This window comes from Haloechinothrix alba (assembly GCF_900188115.1).
Classification (GTDB): domain Bacteria; phylum Actinomycetota; class Actinomycetes; order Mycobacteriales; family Pseudonocardiaceae; genus Haloechinothrix; species Haloechinothrix alba.
Genome location: NZ_FZNW01000012.1, coordinates 1 through 15,782 on the forward strand (window position 1 = coordinate 1; position 15,782 = coordinate 15,782).

10 protein-coding genes, 1 tRNA gene and 4 pseudogenes are annotated in these 15,782 nt (G+C 66.8%); 9 read left to right on the forward strand and 6 right to left on the reverse strand.

The window, feature by feature from the left end; translation table 11 throughout:
• Positions 1-97: 97 nt before the first annotated feature.
• From CHB84_RS23200 to CHB84_RS22390, 4 genes are all read right to left on the reverse strand, one after another.
• Positions 98-235, reverse strand: coding sequence for a hypothetical protein (locus CHB84_RS23200; protein WP_217898528.1), 138 nt, complete (start codon positions 233-235; stop codon positions 98-100).
• A 3-nt stretch (positions 236-238) separates the two neighbouring features.
• Positions 239-499: a hypothetical protein gene (locus tag CHB84_RS23205; protein ID WP_217898530.1), complete on the reverse strand. Its 261-nt coding sequence runs from the start codon at positions 497-499 to the stop codon at positions 239-241.
• A complete protein-coding gene (locus tag CHB84_RS23210) occupies positions 499-768 on the reverse strand; it encodes a nucleotidyltransferase family protein (protein WP_217898531.1) in 270 nt (89 codons plus the stop codon). Before CHB84_RS23210 ends, CHB84_RS23205 begins: the two co-directional genes overlap by 1 nt.
• 800 nt (positions 769-1,568) lie before the next feature.
• The gene (locus CHB84_RS22390; RefSeq protein WP_245818714.1) at positions 1,569-2,051 is read right to left on the reverse strand and encodes a type 1 glutamine amidotransferase domain-containing protein; all 483 of its coding nucleotides are present in this window, start codon (positions 2,049-2,051) and stop codon (positions 1,569-1,571) included.
• Between the two features lie 8 nt (positions 2,052-2,059).
• Between CHB84_RS22390 and CHB84_RS22395 the strand changes: the two are divergent.
• Positions 2,060-3,325: pseudogene (locus CHB84_RS22395) on the forward strand (IS256 family transposase).
• A gap of 92 nt (positions 3,326-3,417) precedes the next feature.
• Here CHB84_RS22395 and CHB84_RS12710 read toward each other — a convergent pair.
• Positions 3,418-3,654: a hypothetical protein gene (locus CHB84_RS12710; protein WP_089301810.1), complete on the reverse strand. Its 237-nt coding sequence runs from the start codon at positions 3,652-3,654 to the stop codon at positions 3,418-3,420.
• Positions 3,655-3,728: 74 nt separating this feature from the next.
• On the opposite strand from CHB84_RS12710, the gene CHB84_RS12715 reads away from it, so the two are divergent.
• The 5 genes and pseudogenes from CHB84_RS12715 to CHB84_RS24025 all read left to right on the forward strand — a co-directional run.
• Positions 3,729-4,712 (forward strand): GlxA family transcriptional regulator, encoded by a 984-nt coding sequence (locus CHB84_RS12715; RefSeq protein WP_089301811.1) that lies wholly within the window; start codon positions 3,729-3,731, stop codon positions 4,710-4,712.
• A gap of 62 nt (positions 4,713-4,774) precedes the next feature.
• Positions 4,775-6,032 (forward strand): annotated as a pseudogene (locus CHB84_RS23545) (IS256 family transposase).
• A 144-nt stretch (positions 6,033-6,176) separates the two neighbouring features.
• On the forward strand, positions 6,177-8,309 hold the full coding sequence (locus CHB84_RS12730) for a molybdopterin-containing oxidoreductase family protein (RefSeq protein ID WP_089301812.1): 2,133 nt from the start codon (positions 6,177-6,179) through the stop codon (positions 8,307-8,309).
• A gap of 396 nt (positions 8,310-8,705) precedes the next feature.
• Positions 8,706-9,017, forward strand: a pseudogene (locus CHB84_RS24020) (helix-turn-helix domain-containing protein); the annotation flags it as partial.
• 235 nt (positions 9,018-9,252) lie between these two features.
• A pseudogene (locus CHB84_RS24025) lies at positions 9,253-9,597 on the forward strand (integrase core domain-containing protein); the annotation flags it as partial.
• 133 nt (positions 9,598-9,730) lie between these two features.
• Here CHB84_RS24025 and CHB84_RS12740 read toward each other — a convergent pair.
• A tRNA-Thr gene (locus CHB84_RS12740) sits at positions 9,731-9,806 on the reverse strand.
• A gap of 387 nt (positions 9,807-10,193) precedes the next feature.
• Here CHB84_RS12740 and CHB84_RS12745 point away from each other — a divergent pair.
• From CHB84_RS12745 to otsB, 3 genes are all read left to right on the forward strand, one after another.
• Positions 10,194-11,708 (forward strand): threonine/serine exporter family protein, encoded by a 1,515-nt coding sequence (locus CHB84_RS12745; protein WP_089301813.1) that lies wholly within the window; start codon positions 10,194-10,196, stop codon positions 11,706-11,708.
• Between the two features lie 86 nt (positions 11,709-11,794).
• Positions 11,795-13,216 carry an alpha,alpha-trehalose-phosphate synthase (UDP-forming) gene (locus CHB84_RS12750; RefSeq protein WP_089301814.1) on the forward strand — a complete coding sequence of 474 codons (1,422 nt, stop codon included), beginning with the start codon at positions 11,795-11,797 and terminating at the stop codon, positions 13,214-13,216.
• Positions 13,217-13,237: 21 nt separating this feature from the next.
• A complete protein-coding gene (otsB, locus tag CHB84_RS12755) occupies positions 13,238-15,772 on the forward strand; it encodes a trehalose-phosphatase (protein ID WP_089301815.1) in 2,535 nt (844 codons plus the stop codon).
• Positions 15,773-15,782: the final 10 nt, after the last annotated feature.

Below are 15,782 nucleotides of genomic sequence, written 5' to 3' on the forward strand. Positions count from 1 at the left end.
CACAGCCGCCGACCCGCTACCCGACGACCTCCAACACGCGCTCGACGCCATCAACACGGCCAGCCAGCCTACGCACTAATCTGGCAAAACTCGGGTCTCATCGACCGAGGCGAACGATCTCGACAGCGATCTCGACCTGTGATCGCGCTTGCCGGACGAGAATCTCGACCTTGGCCGCGGTGGTGAGTGAGACGCCGTATTCGTCGTCGCTTTTGGCTGCGATGAGCTCGCGCAATGCCTACTCGGCAGCGGCTGCTTGATCGCGCTTGGCCATAGCGGTTCTGAGTTCCTTCGCCGCCGTGGCGTGATCCTTGCCCTTGCTGGTTGCGCCGGTGAGGGCTGTGACGATGGCGTCTTTGGCGCTGATACCAGCGTGGATTGCATCGCCAGCGGCGGGTGTATTGCGACCCGCGGCGAGGTTGTCCTCGGCCGAAGCGAGGTATTCCTCGGCTTTCTTCAGGAAGGCCTTGGCGTGGTTGCGCTGCTCGGCAGTCGCCATCAAGCGTCTCCTGCCCTCATCCGTGGCTTTGTACCTATCAGGGCCGCGCCGTCGCGGAGGATGTCACTGACGACTGGCTCGCCGTCACGTGCCAGTCTCGTGAACTCGGCTTCGGTGAAGACGAGGACATCGCAGTCGTTGCCCAGTCGTGTGCGAACCATGTCCTCCAACTCGCTTCGTCCGTCCCACTCGGGTGGGGCGATGACGGCGAGATCGAGATCGCTTGTGGCTGTGGCTTCACCGCGGGCGATCGACCCGAAGATGAGCACAGTGTGCACGGTGGAGTCGACAGCTTCGCCAATGGCAGCTTTCAGGGCCGCAATGGGGTCGAGGAGGGGCGTAAGGGCGCCACTGCTGCGGGTCTTCGTTGATCGTGTGTACGCCAGCGCGACCGATCGTCTGGGACGTCACCAGTCCCAGCTGCTGTAGAACTTTCAACGTTTCCTGGACGGACCACAGGCTGTAGTCGTCGCTGACCATGCTGTGGATCCGTCGCCCAGTGAGTGGCTCGCCGGTCCGCAACAAGACTGAGAGCACAGCGCCGCGAGGGCCGGGGATGATCCCGCCGAAGGGTTCGCCGAAGTGCACATGACGACCCCACCAGTCATATGATTGCAGTGGCAGTCATATGACAGGTGGGGTCGTGAATTACGGCAGTCATCGAACCTGCTTGCCCGCCTCGAAGCGGCGAACGACGGCAAGCCGCTCGCGGTCGCGCAGGCACGAGCGGGTATGGGGCGACCCCCGAGCGCTTCCCGCTGTGACAGCGGAGTCGGCTGGACGAACACCGATGCTCGGGGGCCGGGTGGCCGCCTGGAATTGGCGACGTGGTTCGCGTTGGCCCCAGCGTCAGCCGGCGACCACCTCACGCGTCCGATAACCAATCATCTACCGGATCACCTCCTTTCCCGTGTACGGCAACCATACGTGCGGCCCGCGTACGCCGCGAACTCATTTTCGCTGCGGCCGCCGAGGATGAGGGCGACGCTCGCGTCACTCCGGAGCTGGCGGTAGGCCACGCTGAGTGGTGGTCGCCGTTCGTCGTCGCCACGACGTCTATGAGCAGCGGTTACACGAGAGCGGCAACCTTCTTCGCCGTCTCCTCGGCGGATCCGGCGTTCTGTCCGGTCACGAGATTGCCGTCGACCACGACGTAGGAGACGAACGGCAGCGTGGCCTTCTCGTAGCGTGCGCCGCGCTTCTTCATTTCTTCCTCGCTGTTGTACGGCACGAGCTTGTCCACTCGGGCGAAGACTTCCTCGTGCCAGGCGAACCCGGTGACCTTGCGTCCCGCTACCAGGTAAGACCCGTCGGATAGCGTGGTGTTCAGCAGGCCGCAGTAGCCGTGGCAGACCGAGGCGACAATGCCGCCACGTTCGTAGATCTCCCGGGTGATGCGCTGCAGGCCCTCGCTGTCGGGGAAGTCGTACATCCCCGCGTATCCACCGGTGAAGTAGACGGCATCGAAGTCCGCCGAGTCGATCTCGGGAACTGTTTCAAGATCGGTGGGTTCGGCCCGACACGCCGGGCTGAGGTCCGGCGGGATGGGCACGGAGTGTGATGACTGTTGATGCCGTGACGACAACTGGAGCTTCGAAGAACGCGGCCGACGAGGCCGGTGTGCGCGCGCAGGAGCGGGGTCTGGCCTTGACCGGGCCGGACGGGCTGCTCGGGCAGCTGACGCAGACCGTGCTGGAGACCGCGCTGGAAGCGGAGATGACCGAGCACCTTGGGCACGCCAAACACGCCGATCAGCCCGGCCGTGAGGGCACGAACGTGCGTAACGACTCGCGCGCCAAGACCGTGGTCTCAGACGCGGCCGGTGCGGTCGAGGTGGCCGTGCCCTGAGACCGTGCGGGCAGTGTCGAACCGATGATCGTGAAGAAGCGGCAGCGGCGGCTGGGCAGCGTGGATGAGATCGTGTTGTCGTGGTCCGCGAAGGGGTTGACGACGGGCGAGATTTCCGCGCATTTCGCTGATGTCTATGGTGCGTCGGTGTCGAAGGCGACAGTACCGAGGATCACTGACACTGTGGTGGCGGAGATGGCCGAATAGCAGTGTCGGCCACTTGATGAATGTTACGCGGCGGTGTTTATTGATCCTGTGGTCGTGAAGGTGCGGGATGGTCAGGTCTCGAACCGTGCGTTTTATGTAGCGATTGGGGTGGCACTCGAGGGACGTAAAGATGTACTCGGCATCTGGGCTGGCCCGGGCAGTGAGGGAGCGAAGTTCTGGCTGCAAGTGTTGCAGGACTTGAAGAACCGTGGCATGAAGGACGTGTTCTTCGTGGTCTGCGACGGGTTGACGGGCCTGCCGGAGGTGGTGGCCGATGTGTGGCCTCAGGCTCGGGTGCAGACCTGTGTGATCCACCTGATCAGGAATTCTTTCCGCATTGCGTCCAACCGTGATTGGGACGCGTTGAAGAAAGATCTGAAGCCGATTTACGCGGCTGCTACGGTAGCCGCCGCGGAGGTGGCTTTGGACGACCTGGAGGAGAAATGGACTGGGCAGTATTCTGCTATGATCCGACTGTGGCGCAACGCGTGGGAAGAGTTCACTCCGTTCCTGGATTACGATCCGGAGATGAGGCGCGTGTTGTGTTCCACGAACGCCATTGAGTCGTTGAACGCACGGTATCGTAAGGCCGTGCGGGCGCGAGGTCACTTCCCGACGGAGCAAGCTGCGGTAAAGTGCCTGTACCTGGTCACCAGGTCACTCGACCCGGCCGGCAAGGGGCAGGCGAGGTGGACGATGCGGTGGAAACCCGCCCTGAACGCGTTCGCGACCACGTTCGGTGACCGCTGGCCGAGCGCACAGAAGTACTAACCGCAAACGCCGAAAACACCGATCTTGTTACAGACCCCCGTCAGAAGGTCCTGATCGATCCGACCAGCGACGTCGTAAGCGTCGGCTGGCCCTCAAGGTCGTGGGTGGCGGGGTTCCGACGCGCGTCGGCTGCGGGCATCGTGATCGGGAGGTACGTCGATCCCGTGCCGGACGCTGGAGAACGCGTCGATACCCCAGGCGACCTGGCGGGCGCCGCTCCACAGGGTGTGAAGCAGGCGCCGGATGGGCTGCTGAGCGCGAACGTCGTGCGAGGACGACGAGTCGTTGGTCTTCAGGGTCTGGTCTGCGATGAAGTCGTCGAAGTACATGGCTCAAGAGTCGCAAAGCGGCGCCGTCCCGCAGAAGTGGCAAGATTGACGCAAACTGCTAAGATTTTGCCATCATGACGACACGGCGTCCGACGATCACGATCCCGCTCATTGACGGCATGACCCTGTTCGAGATCGGCATGCCGCTGGAGGCACTGGGCTACGAGTGGGGCCCCGATCACGGGCCGCTCTACGACGTGACGCTGTGCGGCGACCTGCGCGGCGTTCGCACCCACACCGGAGCCCGGCTGGCCCCGGAGCGGCCGCTGAGCGCCGCGGCCGAGGGCGACACGGTGCTGGTGCCTGCGGTGCCACCGGGGCGATCGGTCGGCTCCCGGCTGGTCCGCGAGCTGCGGCGCGCCGCCAACCGGGGCGCCCGCATGGTGGCGCTGTGCACCGGCACGTTCGCGCTCGCCGAGGCTGGGCTGCTCGACGGGCGTCGGGCCACCACTCACTGGCGGCACGCCGCACTGCTGCAGCGGATGTACCCCAGCGTCGAGCTCGACGCACGCGCCATCTACGTGGAGGACAACGGCGTCTTCACCAGTGCCGGCTCGGCGGCGGGCCTCGACCTCTGCCTGCATCTGATCCGGCGCGACCACGGGGAGCGCGCCGCGAACAACACGGCCCGCTACCTCGTCATCGCTGCCCACCGTGACGGTGATCAGGCGCAGTACGTCCACGCCGAGCCGCTGGAGGTTCGCGCCGCCTGGTTGGACAACCTCCGCGCGTGGCTGCGCGAGAACCTCCGCCGGCCGCTGACGCTCACCGAGCTGGGGCGAGCGGCGAACCTCTCGCCCCGCACCCTCGCCCGACGGTTCGAGCAGGACGTCGGCACCACGCCCATGCGCTGGGTCGCCGCGGAACGGATCGCGGCGGCCAAGGAACTGCTCGAGACCACCGACCTCACGGTGGACCGGATCTCCTCCGAGGTCGGCTACGGGTCGCCGGTGACGTTCCGAACCGCCTTCACCCAAGAGGTCGGCATCTCACCGAAGCGCTACCGCTCGCGGTTCGCGGCAACGCTTGACCCCGCCGCTCCGGCAGGGGCTGTCTGAACAACGGTGGATCTGGTCGTGGTCTGACACGCCGAGCGTGAGCTTGGCGGGAAGGATCGATCATGACCGAAACACTGGACCCCGTGACCGATGACATGGATCCGCAGAAGCTGGCGGAGCAGTTGCTCGGGCAGGCCAAGGAGCAGGGCGTCGACCTGGTCGGCCCGGACGGGCTGCTCAACCGGTTGGCGAAGAACGTGCTCGAGACCGCACGGGAAGCGGAGATGAGCGAGCACCTGGGCTATGGCAAGCACGACCCGGCTGGCCGCACCGGTGACCACTCCCGCAACGGCACCCGCGCCAAGGCGGTGCTGACCGAGATCGGCGAGGTGGAGATCGAGGTCGCGCGCGACGTCGATTCCTCGTTCGAGCCGCAGATCGTGCGCAAGCGGCAACGCAGGTTGACCGGGGTGGATGAGATCGTGCTGTCGTTGTCGGCGAAGGGCCTGACGACCCAGCCCGAATCAGCTCGAAGTAGCGGCGCTTGACCCCGATCGGCATCCTGTTGTGACCACCACGCGGCATACGAACCCCTTCCCATCAGGATTCGCAACGACCGATGGAAACCGCCCGGTGTATCCGGTGATCTTCGTTGACGCTATCCACGTGAGGGTGCGCGACGGGCAGGTCACCAACCGGCCGATCTATGTGGTCCTCGGCGTCACTGTCAACGGTGAACGCGACATCCTCGGCCTGTGGGCCGGCGACGGCGGCGAGGGCGCCACGTTCTGGCTCAGCGTGCTCACCGAGATCAACAACCGGGGCGTCACCGACGTGTGCATCGCGGTCTGCGACGGGCCGACAGGCCTGCCCGAGACGATCACCACCGTGTGGGACCGGGCGGTGGTGCAGACATGTGTGATCCACCTGATCCGTAACACCTTCCGCCACGCCTCCCGCACGTACTGGGACCAGATGTCGACGGATCTACGGCCGGTCCACACCACCCCGACCGAGGCCGCCGCCAAGGAACGGTTCGTCGAGTTCAGCGGCACGTGGGGCCAGCAGTACCCGGCGATCGTGCGGCTCCGGCAGAACGCCTGGTCGCAGTTCGTGCCGTTCTTGGACTACGACGTCGAGATCCGCCGCGTCAACTGCTCGACGAACGCCGTGGAGTCGATCAACTCCCGGTACCGCCGAGCGGTCCGTGCCCGCGGGCACTTCCCGACACAGCAGGCCGCACTCAAGTGCCTCTACCTCGTCACTCGATCTCTAGACCCCACCGGCCGTGGCCGGGCACGACGGGCGATGAGATGGAAACCGGCACTCAACGCCTTCGCGATCACCCTTGACGGCCGCACAACCCCGACCGTCAACTAACCGCTGCCAAGGCCGGATCCACCGTTAATCGGACAGCCCCCTGTGGGGGAAGGTCACGGTCTAGTCATCGGGATTTGCCTGGAGCAGACTGGTCCGCAGCGAGTCCTGGAGCAGACTGGTCCGCAGCGAGTTAGGAGTCTGGCGATGACCGCGACTGAGAGCCATCCTGAATCAACTGTCACGGTGCGTGCCGCTTGTCCCCATGATTGCCCGGATACCTGCGCGATGCTGGTGACGGTGACTGACGGGCAGGCCACCACGGTGCGTGGCGATCCGGAGCACCCGTTCACCCGTGGCGGGTTGTGCGTGAAGGTGAACAATTACGTCGACAAGGTCTACAGCTCAGACCGCGTGTTGTATCCGTTGCGCCGCACTGGGCCCAAGGGCAGTGGCCACTTCGAGCAGGTCTCCTGGGACGAGGCGTTGGACGAGATTGCCGATCGGTTCCGCTCCTCGATCGCGGAGCACGGCCCGGAGTCGATCATGCCGGTCAGCTATCTGGGCACTGAGGGCATCCTGAACGGGCTCAACGTTGGCGACCCGTTCTTCAACAAGCTCGGCGCGACGATCGCCGAACGGACCTACTGCGATTCCGGGGCGTGCACTGCGTACACGATGACCCTTGGTGCGACGGCTGGGTTTGACCCGGAGAGTGTGGTGCACTCCCGATACATCGTGATCTGGGCCTGCAACATGGTCTCGACGAACTTGCACATGTGGCCGTTCGTGGCAGAGGCGCAGCGCCGCGGCGCAAAGGTCGTCGTGATCGACCCCGTCCGACACGGCACCGCGAAACATGCGGACTGGCACATCCCGCTCCGGCCGGGCACCGACGGGGCGTTGGCCCTGGCGATGATGCACGTGATCATCGGCGAGGGGCTGACCGACGAGGAGTACGTCCGCGAGCACACCGTGGGCTACGACGAGCTGGCCGAGCGAGTCTCGCAGTACAACCCGGAGTGGGCCGCCGAGCAAACCGGGATACCAGCGGACGACATTCGTACCCTGGCCAGGGAGTACGCGACCACCGACCCGGCGATGATCCGGATCGGGGTGGCGGTCGAGCGTCACGCGGGCGGCGGGCAGACGGTGCGCTCGATTGCGTGCCTGCCGGCGCTGGTCGGGGCGTGGCGGCACGTCGGTGGGGGGCTGCTGCAGCTGCCGCTGTGGGCCTTCCCGGTCAACTGGGGCGCGTTCATGCACCCCGAGCTGGCCACGCCGGGCACTCGGGTGGTAAACCAGTTCCACCTCGGCCGCGCGTTGACGGGTGAGTTGGGGTTGGACCCGCCGATCAGCGCGCTGATGGTGTACAACTCCAACCCGATGGTGGTCTGTCCGGAGCAGGACAAGGTGGCCGCGGGGCTGGCCCGCGAGGACCTGTTCACCGTGGTCAGCGATCACTTTCTCACCGACACCGCGCGCTATGCCGACCTAGTACTGCCAGCGACGACCCAACTCGAGCAGCACGACATCATGTTCAGCTGGGGGCATTTCTACGTCACGTTGAACACTCCGGCGGTCGAACCGTTGGGTGAGGCGATTCCGAACACGGAGCTGTTCCGCCGGCTGGCTGCCCGGATGGGCTTCACCGAGGAGTGCTTTACCCGCACCGATGAGGACATGATTGCCGAGGCGTTCGACTGGTCGGACCCTGCCATGGCCGGCATCACCGTCGAGTCGCTGCGCGAGACCGGATGGGCACGGTTGAACCTGCCATCGGCCGACGAGTACGCCCCGCACGCGGAGGGCAACTTCCCCACCCCGTCCGGGAAGGTGGAACTGCGCTCGTCAGCCGCGGCCGAGGGGGGCAACTTCGTGGTGCCGCTGTTTCGGCAGGGTTCGAACGAGCATCAGCCCGGCGGGGTGGTCGACCCGCTGCCGCATTATGTGCCGCCGCGCGAGACCGCCGATACCGGCTACCGACTGAACTTGATCTCGCCGAAGTCGCACGCCTTCCTGAACTCCAGCGCCGGCGATCAGTCCAAGCAGCGCCGGGTGGAGGGTGAACAGGGAATCACCCTCCACCCGGCCGACGCCGACGAGCGCGGCATCACCGATGGGCAGTACGTCCGGGTATTCAACGACCGCGGCCAGTTCGTGGCCCTGGCCCGGGTCAGCGACGAGATCGCCCCCGGTGTGGCGATGGCCCCGATGGGCCACTGGCCTAAGAACGCCAAGGACCAGTCCACGGTCAATGCCGTCAACCCGTTCGCGTTCGCCGACCTCGGCAACGCCCCCACCTTCTCCGACACCACGGTCGAAGTAGAGAGGATGTGACGATCCCTACCGGACGTGCGGAAGGGATCGTCACGTCGTGGCCGGCTGGCCACCCTTTGCCCCTGGGGCTCCCCTGGTGGCAGTGGTGCAAACACGCAGACGAGATGCGAACCGTGCACGCCGAAATAGAACTGGCCCTCGCCGACATGGGAAAACGCGTCAGAACGCACAGTCAATGTACATAGAAGGGCTCGCCTGATGTCTGAGGAACTCTCCCGCGTCAGGATTTGTGGCTCAGGGGTTTTGTAGGGTTCTGAGCAGGAGGCGTTGGCGATGTCTCGTCCGCCGGCGGTGTCGGCGGAGGACAAGCTGCGAATCATATAGAGTATAAAACTGCTGGAGATGGTTGACACCGGGGCTTGTTGATCATTGGGAGTTCTGGTGAGTCAGTTCCAGATGGACCGCCAGGTGCGTCGGCGCCTGGCGGTGTTACGTCATGTGGAGGAAGTGTCCGGGAACGTGGCGCTGACGTGCCGCTATTTCGGCATCAGCCGTCCTACGTATGACAAGTGGCATCGCCGGTACGAAGCCGACGGCGCCGACGGGTTGCGGGATCAGTCGCGGCGCCCGCGCAACAGTCCGCGGGCGACACAGGCCGAGGTCGTCGACAAGATCGTTTATCTTCGCCAGCACTACCACTTCGGGCCCGGCACGATCCAGATGTATCTCAAGCGCTACCACGACGTGGACATCAGCAAGTCCGGCGTGTGGCGCATCCTACACCGGCTGGATATGGACGTCTGCCGGCGTCACAGCGCTACAAGCGTCGTGACCTGCGGTGGAAGCGCTACGAGAAGCAACCCCCGGCCACCACGTGCAGATCGACGTGAAGTTCATCGAGCCGATCCCCAGGGCGAAGACCACCGGTGTTCCCATCACACCAGCAGATCGACGCGGCACGTTCTTCCAGTACACCGCGATCGACGATCACGCCCGCCTACGCGTGCTCACGGTATACCGACACAACAACCAGAAGACCGCGGTCGACTTCCTGGACTACGTCCTGTCGCAGCTACCCTTCCGGGTCGAGACGATCCACACGCACAACGGTGCCCAGTTCCAGTCCCAGTTTCATTGGCACGTCCTCGACAAGGGCATCGGCCATGTCTCTATCAAGCCCCGCACACCCCGGCTGAACGGGAAGGTCGAGCGCAGCCATCGCATCGACGCGGAAGAGTTCTATCGACTACTCGACGGCGTCGTCATCGATGACGTGAACATCGTCAACGCCCGACTCAAAGACTGGCAGGACTACTACAACTTCGACCGGCCACACGGCAGTCTCGACGGCCAAACACCGTATGAGAGACTTCGCCAGAAGACCCAAGCCACCGCGCCCGGGGTGAAGCCGACCTTCATCAGCTGCACAAAGCCTAACCGAGCACGATCAGACAGGTATCAACCGAGATCGCACAGTGATCTGGAGCCGGCAAGGGGATTCGAACCCCTGACCTACGGTTTACAAGACCGTTGCTCTGCCTGCTGAGCTATGCCGGCGGGAGCCCTCGACGAGCTCGCCGACCATGGTAAGCCGCGCCGCCCGCGCCGCGATGAACGCCCTCCACAACCCCTCGACGGGCGAGTGACGGAAAACACAGTGCCATCTCGCAACGGAGAGTGGCGATAGGCCGATGAACTGCGGGAACGTCGATAGTGGCGGCATCGTTCGGGTCGTTCGTGTTCATCACGTCGTGGGCGTCTCCCCTTCATCGTGAGCAAACCGTTCCGGTCCGCACTCCCCCGATCCAGGCACGTCGTCCCGCGGCGGGGGTATGCGGTCCGGCGGATGAACAACCGATCCGCGGCTGCGCCGAAGCCGACAGTGGCCAAGAATCGAGGATGGACCACACAGGTTCAGACGACACGCCCGTGAGGAGGTGACTTGTGAAGATCAACCAGCGCGGTAAGGGTCAGAAGTACCGCAAGCGGGCGTGGCACATCCTCGAACCGCCGACCGACAACCCGGCCGGTGACCAGACGAGCAAGGGGCGGCCCCAGCCGCGCCGTGCGTGGAGCATCCTGGAGGCGCCCGCCGGTGAGCAGCCGAGCTCCGCCTCCGAGTCCGCGATGGGGCCCGCGCTGCCCAGCGACCACACCGTGCACTTCGTGCTCGACCTGGCCCTGCGCATCGGGGAGATCCAGATGTCGACCGGGGCGGGTGCCTCCGACGTCACAGCCACCATCCTCGCGGTCACGAACTCGCTCGGCCTGCCGCACTGCGAGGTCGACGTCGTCTACACCTCGATCAGCGTGACCTGCCACCGGGGCACGGAAACGTCGCCGGTCACCGCGCTGCGCGTGGTGCGATTCCGCAGCCTCGACTACAGCAGGCTCACGGCGGTGGAGCAGCTGATCACGCAGATCACCCGCGGGCAGATCAGCGCCGAGGAGGCCTACACGGAGCTGCGCCGGATCGCGAGCGCACCCCACCCGTACCCCCGGTGGATCGCCACGCTCGCCCTCGGTGGCATGGCCGCCAGCGTCGCGGTGCTGATCGGCGCCGGAGTCGTCACCGCGCTGCTGGCCTTCCTCACCAGCGCCGTCATCGACCGGGTCGGCAGGCTCCTCAACCGGTTCGCCCTGCCGATCTTCTTCCAGCAGGTCACCGGTGGGTTGGTCGCTACCCTGATCGCCATGGCCGCCGTCGGGACCAATGTGACGTGGTTCGGGCAGCCCTCGCTCGTCGCGGCGGCGGCGCTGACGGTGTTGCTGTCCGGGCTGTCCACCGTATCGACCGTGCAGGACGCGATCACCGGTTACAACGTCACCGCGGCGGGCAGGGCCACGGAAGTCGCGCTGATGAGTGCGGGGCTGGTCACCGGTGTGGTCATCGGCCTGAACGTGGCGGTACTGCTCGGGTTTCCCGCCACGGGGCTGCCGGAGGTCATCATCCCGCCGCCCGAGGCGCTGCCGTTGCTGGTGTTCGCCGGGGCGAGCACGGCAGGTTTCTTCGCGCTGGCCAGCTACTCGAAGATGCGCCCGATGCTGGTCGCGGCCGCTGCCGGGGCCGTGGGGGCCGCGGTGTTCAACCTCATGCGGCTGTTCGGGAGCAACCAGATCACGGCGACCGTGCTCGCCGCGACCGTGCTCGGTTTCTGCGGCGGCCTGATGGCGCGCAGGCTGAAGGTGGCGCCACTGGTCGTCGCGGTCTCCGGCATCACCCCGCTGCTGCCCGGTCTGCTGACGTTCCGGGGCCTGTACGAGGTGGCCGTCGGGGAGGACGGCAACATCACCACCCTGGCACGCGCGATCGCTGTCGGGCTGGCGCTCGCCGCAGGTGTGGTCCTCGGCGAGTACCTCGCACAGCCGCTCCGCACCCAGCTCGGCAGGCTCGAGCGCAGGCTGGCAGGGCCGCGCCTGGCCGGTCCGCTGCGTCCAGCCAAGCGCAGGATCGAGTGATCCGACCTCCGGTCGGACGACCGACCCCGGCACCCACTACCACTACTGTGGGAACTACCTGAAACAACAGAAGAGAGGAGGTCTCCGTGAACGGCCCGGATTTCGTCGTCGTGGCCAATCGGCTGCCGGTCGATCTCGTGCGCTCGGCCGACGGCACCCAGAAATGGACACAGAGCCCGGGTGGCCTGGTGTCAGCGCTCGAACCGTACCTGCGTGCCAGGCAAGGCGCGTGGATCGGCTGGCCCGGGGTGCCCGACGTCGAGGTCGACGCGTTCGAAGAAGACGGGATGCTGCTGCAGCCCGTCCCGCTGACCTCGGCGGACGTACGCGAGTATTACGAAGGCTTCTCCAACGCCACCCTCTGGCCGCTCTATCACGACGTCGTACAACGACCCGTCTTCGACCGCGCCTGGTGGGACAGCTACGTCCGGGTCAACCAGCGGTTCGCCGACCAGACGGCCAAGGTGGCAGGCCACGGCGCGACGGTGTGGATCCAGGACTACCAGCTACAGCTCGTGCCCTCCATGCTCCGCGAGATGCGTCCCGACCTGCGGATCGGCTTCTTCCTGCACATCCCGTTCCCGCCCGTCGAGCTGTTCATGCAGATGCCGTGGCGCGCCGAGATCGTGCGCGGGCTGCTCGGGGCCGACCTCGTCGGATTCCACCGGCCGGGCGGCGCGCAGAACTTCCTCTGGCTGGCGCGGCAGCTGCTCAACCTCGACCCGACCAAGGCCGCTGTGGGCGTGCGGTCCCGGCCCGGCTGGGTGCTGGTCGACGATCGCGTGGTGCGAGTGGGCGCGTTCCCCATCTCCATCGACTCCGCCGGGCTCGACACGCTGTCCCGCCGCCCCCACGTCGGCAGGCGGGCCACCGAGGTGCGCGAGTCGCTGGGCCACCCCAAGGTCGTCATGCTCGGTGTCGACCGGCTCGACTACACCAAGGGCATCGACCTGCGGCTGCACGCGCTGCACGAGCTGCTGCAGGAAGGCCGCGTCGCCCCCGACGACGTCGCGTTTCTCCAGCTGGCCACACCGAGCAGGGAGCGAGTCGAGCACTACCAGGAGATGCGCGCCGACATCGAGCGCATCGTGAGCCGGATCAACGGTGAGTTCGGTCGGGTCGGCAGACCGATCGTGCACTACCTGCACCAGTCGGTGAACCGCCAGGAACTGGCCGCGTTCTTCCGCGCCGCCGACATCATGGTGGTCACGCCGCTACGCGATGGGATGAACCTGGTCTGCAAGGAGTACGTAGCCTGCCGCCACGACCAGCGTGGTTCACTGGTACTGTCCGAGTTCGCCGGCGCCGCAGCCGAGCTGACCAGCGCGTTCCTCGTCAATCCGCACGACCTGGACGGGGTGAAAGGCGCCCTGCACGCGGCTATTACTCTCGACGAGGCCGAGAGTCGGCGCAGGATGCGTGCCCTCCGGCGTCAGGTCCTCACCCACGACGTCGACCGTTGGGCACGCTCGTTCCTGGAAGCGCTCGGGCCCCCAGCACACAGCTGACACAAGTCCCCTGGAGGCGCGTTGACCGCCGAAGCACTGCCCGCCGAAGTGCGGCGAGCCATCGTGAACATCGCGCGGACACCGCGCCTGCTCATCGCGTGCGACTACGACGGCACCCTCGCTCCCATCGTGGACAACCCGGAGCAGGCCCGACCGTACCCGGAGTCGGTCGGCGCGCTGCGCTCGCTGGCGAGCCTGCACGAGACCACCACAGCGGTGATCTCCGGGCGTGCGCTGCGTGACCTGGCCACCCTGTCCCGGCTGCCGGTCGAGGTGCATCTCGTCGGCAGCCACGGCTCGGAGTTCGACGTCGGGTTCGTACACGAGATCGACGGGACGGCCCGCGAGCTGCACACACGCGTCGAGCGCGAGCTGCACCGCATCATCCACGACGTCCCTGGGGCGTCGCTGGAGGTCAAACCCGCGAGCGTCGCGGTGCACGTGCGGGGGACGGCCGAGGCCGATGCCGAGCGGGTGATCGCCGCCGTGCACGAGGGCCCGTGCACGTGGGACGGGGTGACGACCACCGACGGCAAGGCCGTCGTGGAGCTGTCGGTCGTGCCGACCGACAAGGGGAACGCGCTGGACGTGCTGCGCCACCAGGCGGGCGCCACGGCCGCCATCTTCCTCGGTGACGACATCACCGACGAGAAGGCCTTCGCCCGGCTGAGCGGCCCGGACCTCGGCATCAAGGTCGGCGGTGAGGAGTCGATCGCCCCGCACCGCGTGGCCGACCCGTTCGACGTGGCGACCATCCTCGCGTTCCTGCTCGAGGAGCGGCGCAACTGGCTCTACGGCGAGCAGGCTCCCCCGATCGAACGCCTCACCATGCTGGCCAACGGACGTTCCGTCGCCCTGCTCACCCCGGACGCCAAGCTGACCTGGATGTGCCACCCAGGGCCGGACGCGCCCGCCGTCTTCGCCGACCTGCTCGGCGGGCAAGGCGCCGGGTATTTCTCGGTCAAACCCGAGCGCAACGGGTTGCCGCTCGGGCAGCGCTACCTGCCCAACACGATGACGGTGGAGACCCGGTGGTCGCGCCTGCTGGTGACCGACTACCTGGAGCCGGAAAGCGCGGCGCACCGCACCGACCTGATCCGGTGCATCTCCGGGGAGGCCGCGGCCTCCGTGGTGTTCGCACCCCGCCCCGAGTTCGGCGGCGTCCCCGTACGGATCGAGCAGGTGTCCGGCGGCCTGCGGGTGCTCGGCACCTCCGAGCCGTTCGTGCTGCACTCACCCGGCGTCAGCTGGGAGATCACCTCCGACGGGCTGCACGACACGGCCACCGCGCTCGTGCAGCCCACACCCGAGCAGCCTGTCGTGCTCGAGCTGCGGTGCGGCACCACCGACCTCGGCCCGCACGAGATGCCCGAGCCCGAGCGCAGGCAGCGTGCCGGTGCGTACTGGAGCGACTGGGCGTCGACCCTCAAGCTGCCCGCGCGGGAGCCCGAGCTGGTCACCAGGTCGGCTTTGACGCTGCGCGGCCTGGCCGACACCGAGACGGGCGGGGTGCTCGCCGCTGCGACCACCTCGCTGCCGGAGGAGATCGGGGGCGTGCGCAACTGGGACTACCGGTTCTGCTGGATCCGGGACGGCTCGATGACCGTCCGTGAGCTCGTCGCGCTCGGCTCCCTCGAGGAAGCCGAAGGGTTCCTCCGCTGGCTGCACGGCGTGCTCGCCACCCTGCCAGGACCCGAGCGGCTGCACCCGCTGTACTCGCTCGCCGGGACCCAGTCCGGTGCCGAGGCCGTGATCGACTCGCTGCCCGGCTACGCCGGTTCGCGGCCCGTGCGGGTCGGCAACCTCGCCAACCACCAGGTGCAGCTCGACGTGTTCGGGCCCGTCGTTGAGCTCGTTGTCGACCTCGCCGCCGCGCGCGGTGAGCTGCACGACGCGGACTGGCAGCTCGTGCGCGCGATGGCCGAGGCCGTGACCCGCCGCTGGGACGAGCCCGACCACGGGGTGTGGGAGGAGCGGCACGTGCCGCGGCACCGGGTGTACTCGCGGGTGATGTGCTGGGTCACCATCGACCGCGCCATCACGCTCGGCAACCGTTACGACCGGGAGATCCCGCCCAACTGGCACGCGCTGCGCGACGAGATCGCCGCCGACGTGCTGGAGAACGGCTGGAACCCGGAGGTGCAGGCGTTCACCACCGCCTACGACGGCACGGACCTGGACGCGGCCTCGCTGTTCGTGGGCCTGTCCGGGCTGATCGACCCGACCGACGAACGTTTCCAGTCCACGGTCACCGCGATCGAGTCCGAGCTGCGCAGCGGCTCCACCGTGTACCGCTACCGCAGGGACGACGGCCTTCCCGGCGAGGAGGGCGGCTTCCACCTGTGCGCGGCGTGGATGGTCGAGGCGTACCTGCTCACCGGCAGGCGCACCGAGGCCGAGGAGCTGTTCGAGCAGATGGTCAACGCGACGGGGCCGACCGGCCTGCTGCCCGAGCAGTACGACCCGCTTGCCGAGCGTTCCCTCGGCAACCACCCGCAGGCGTACTCGCATCTCGGCCTGATCCGCTGCGCCGCGCAGCTGTCCAGGGACGTGTGAGCGGGGAGGG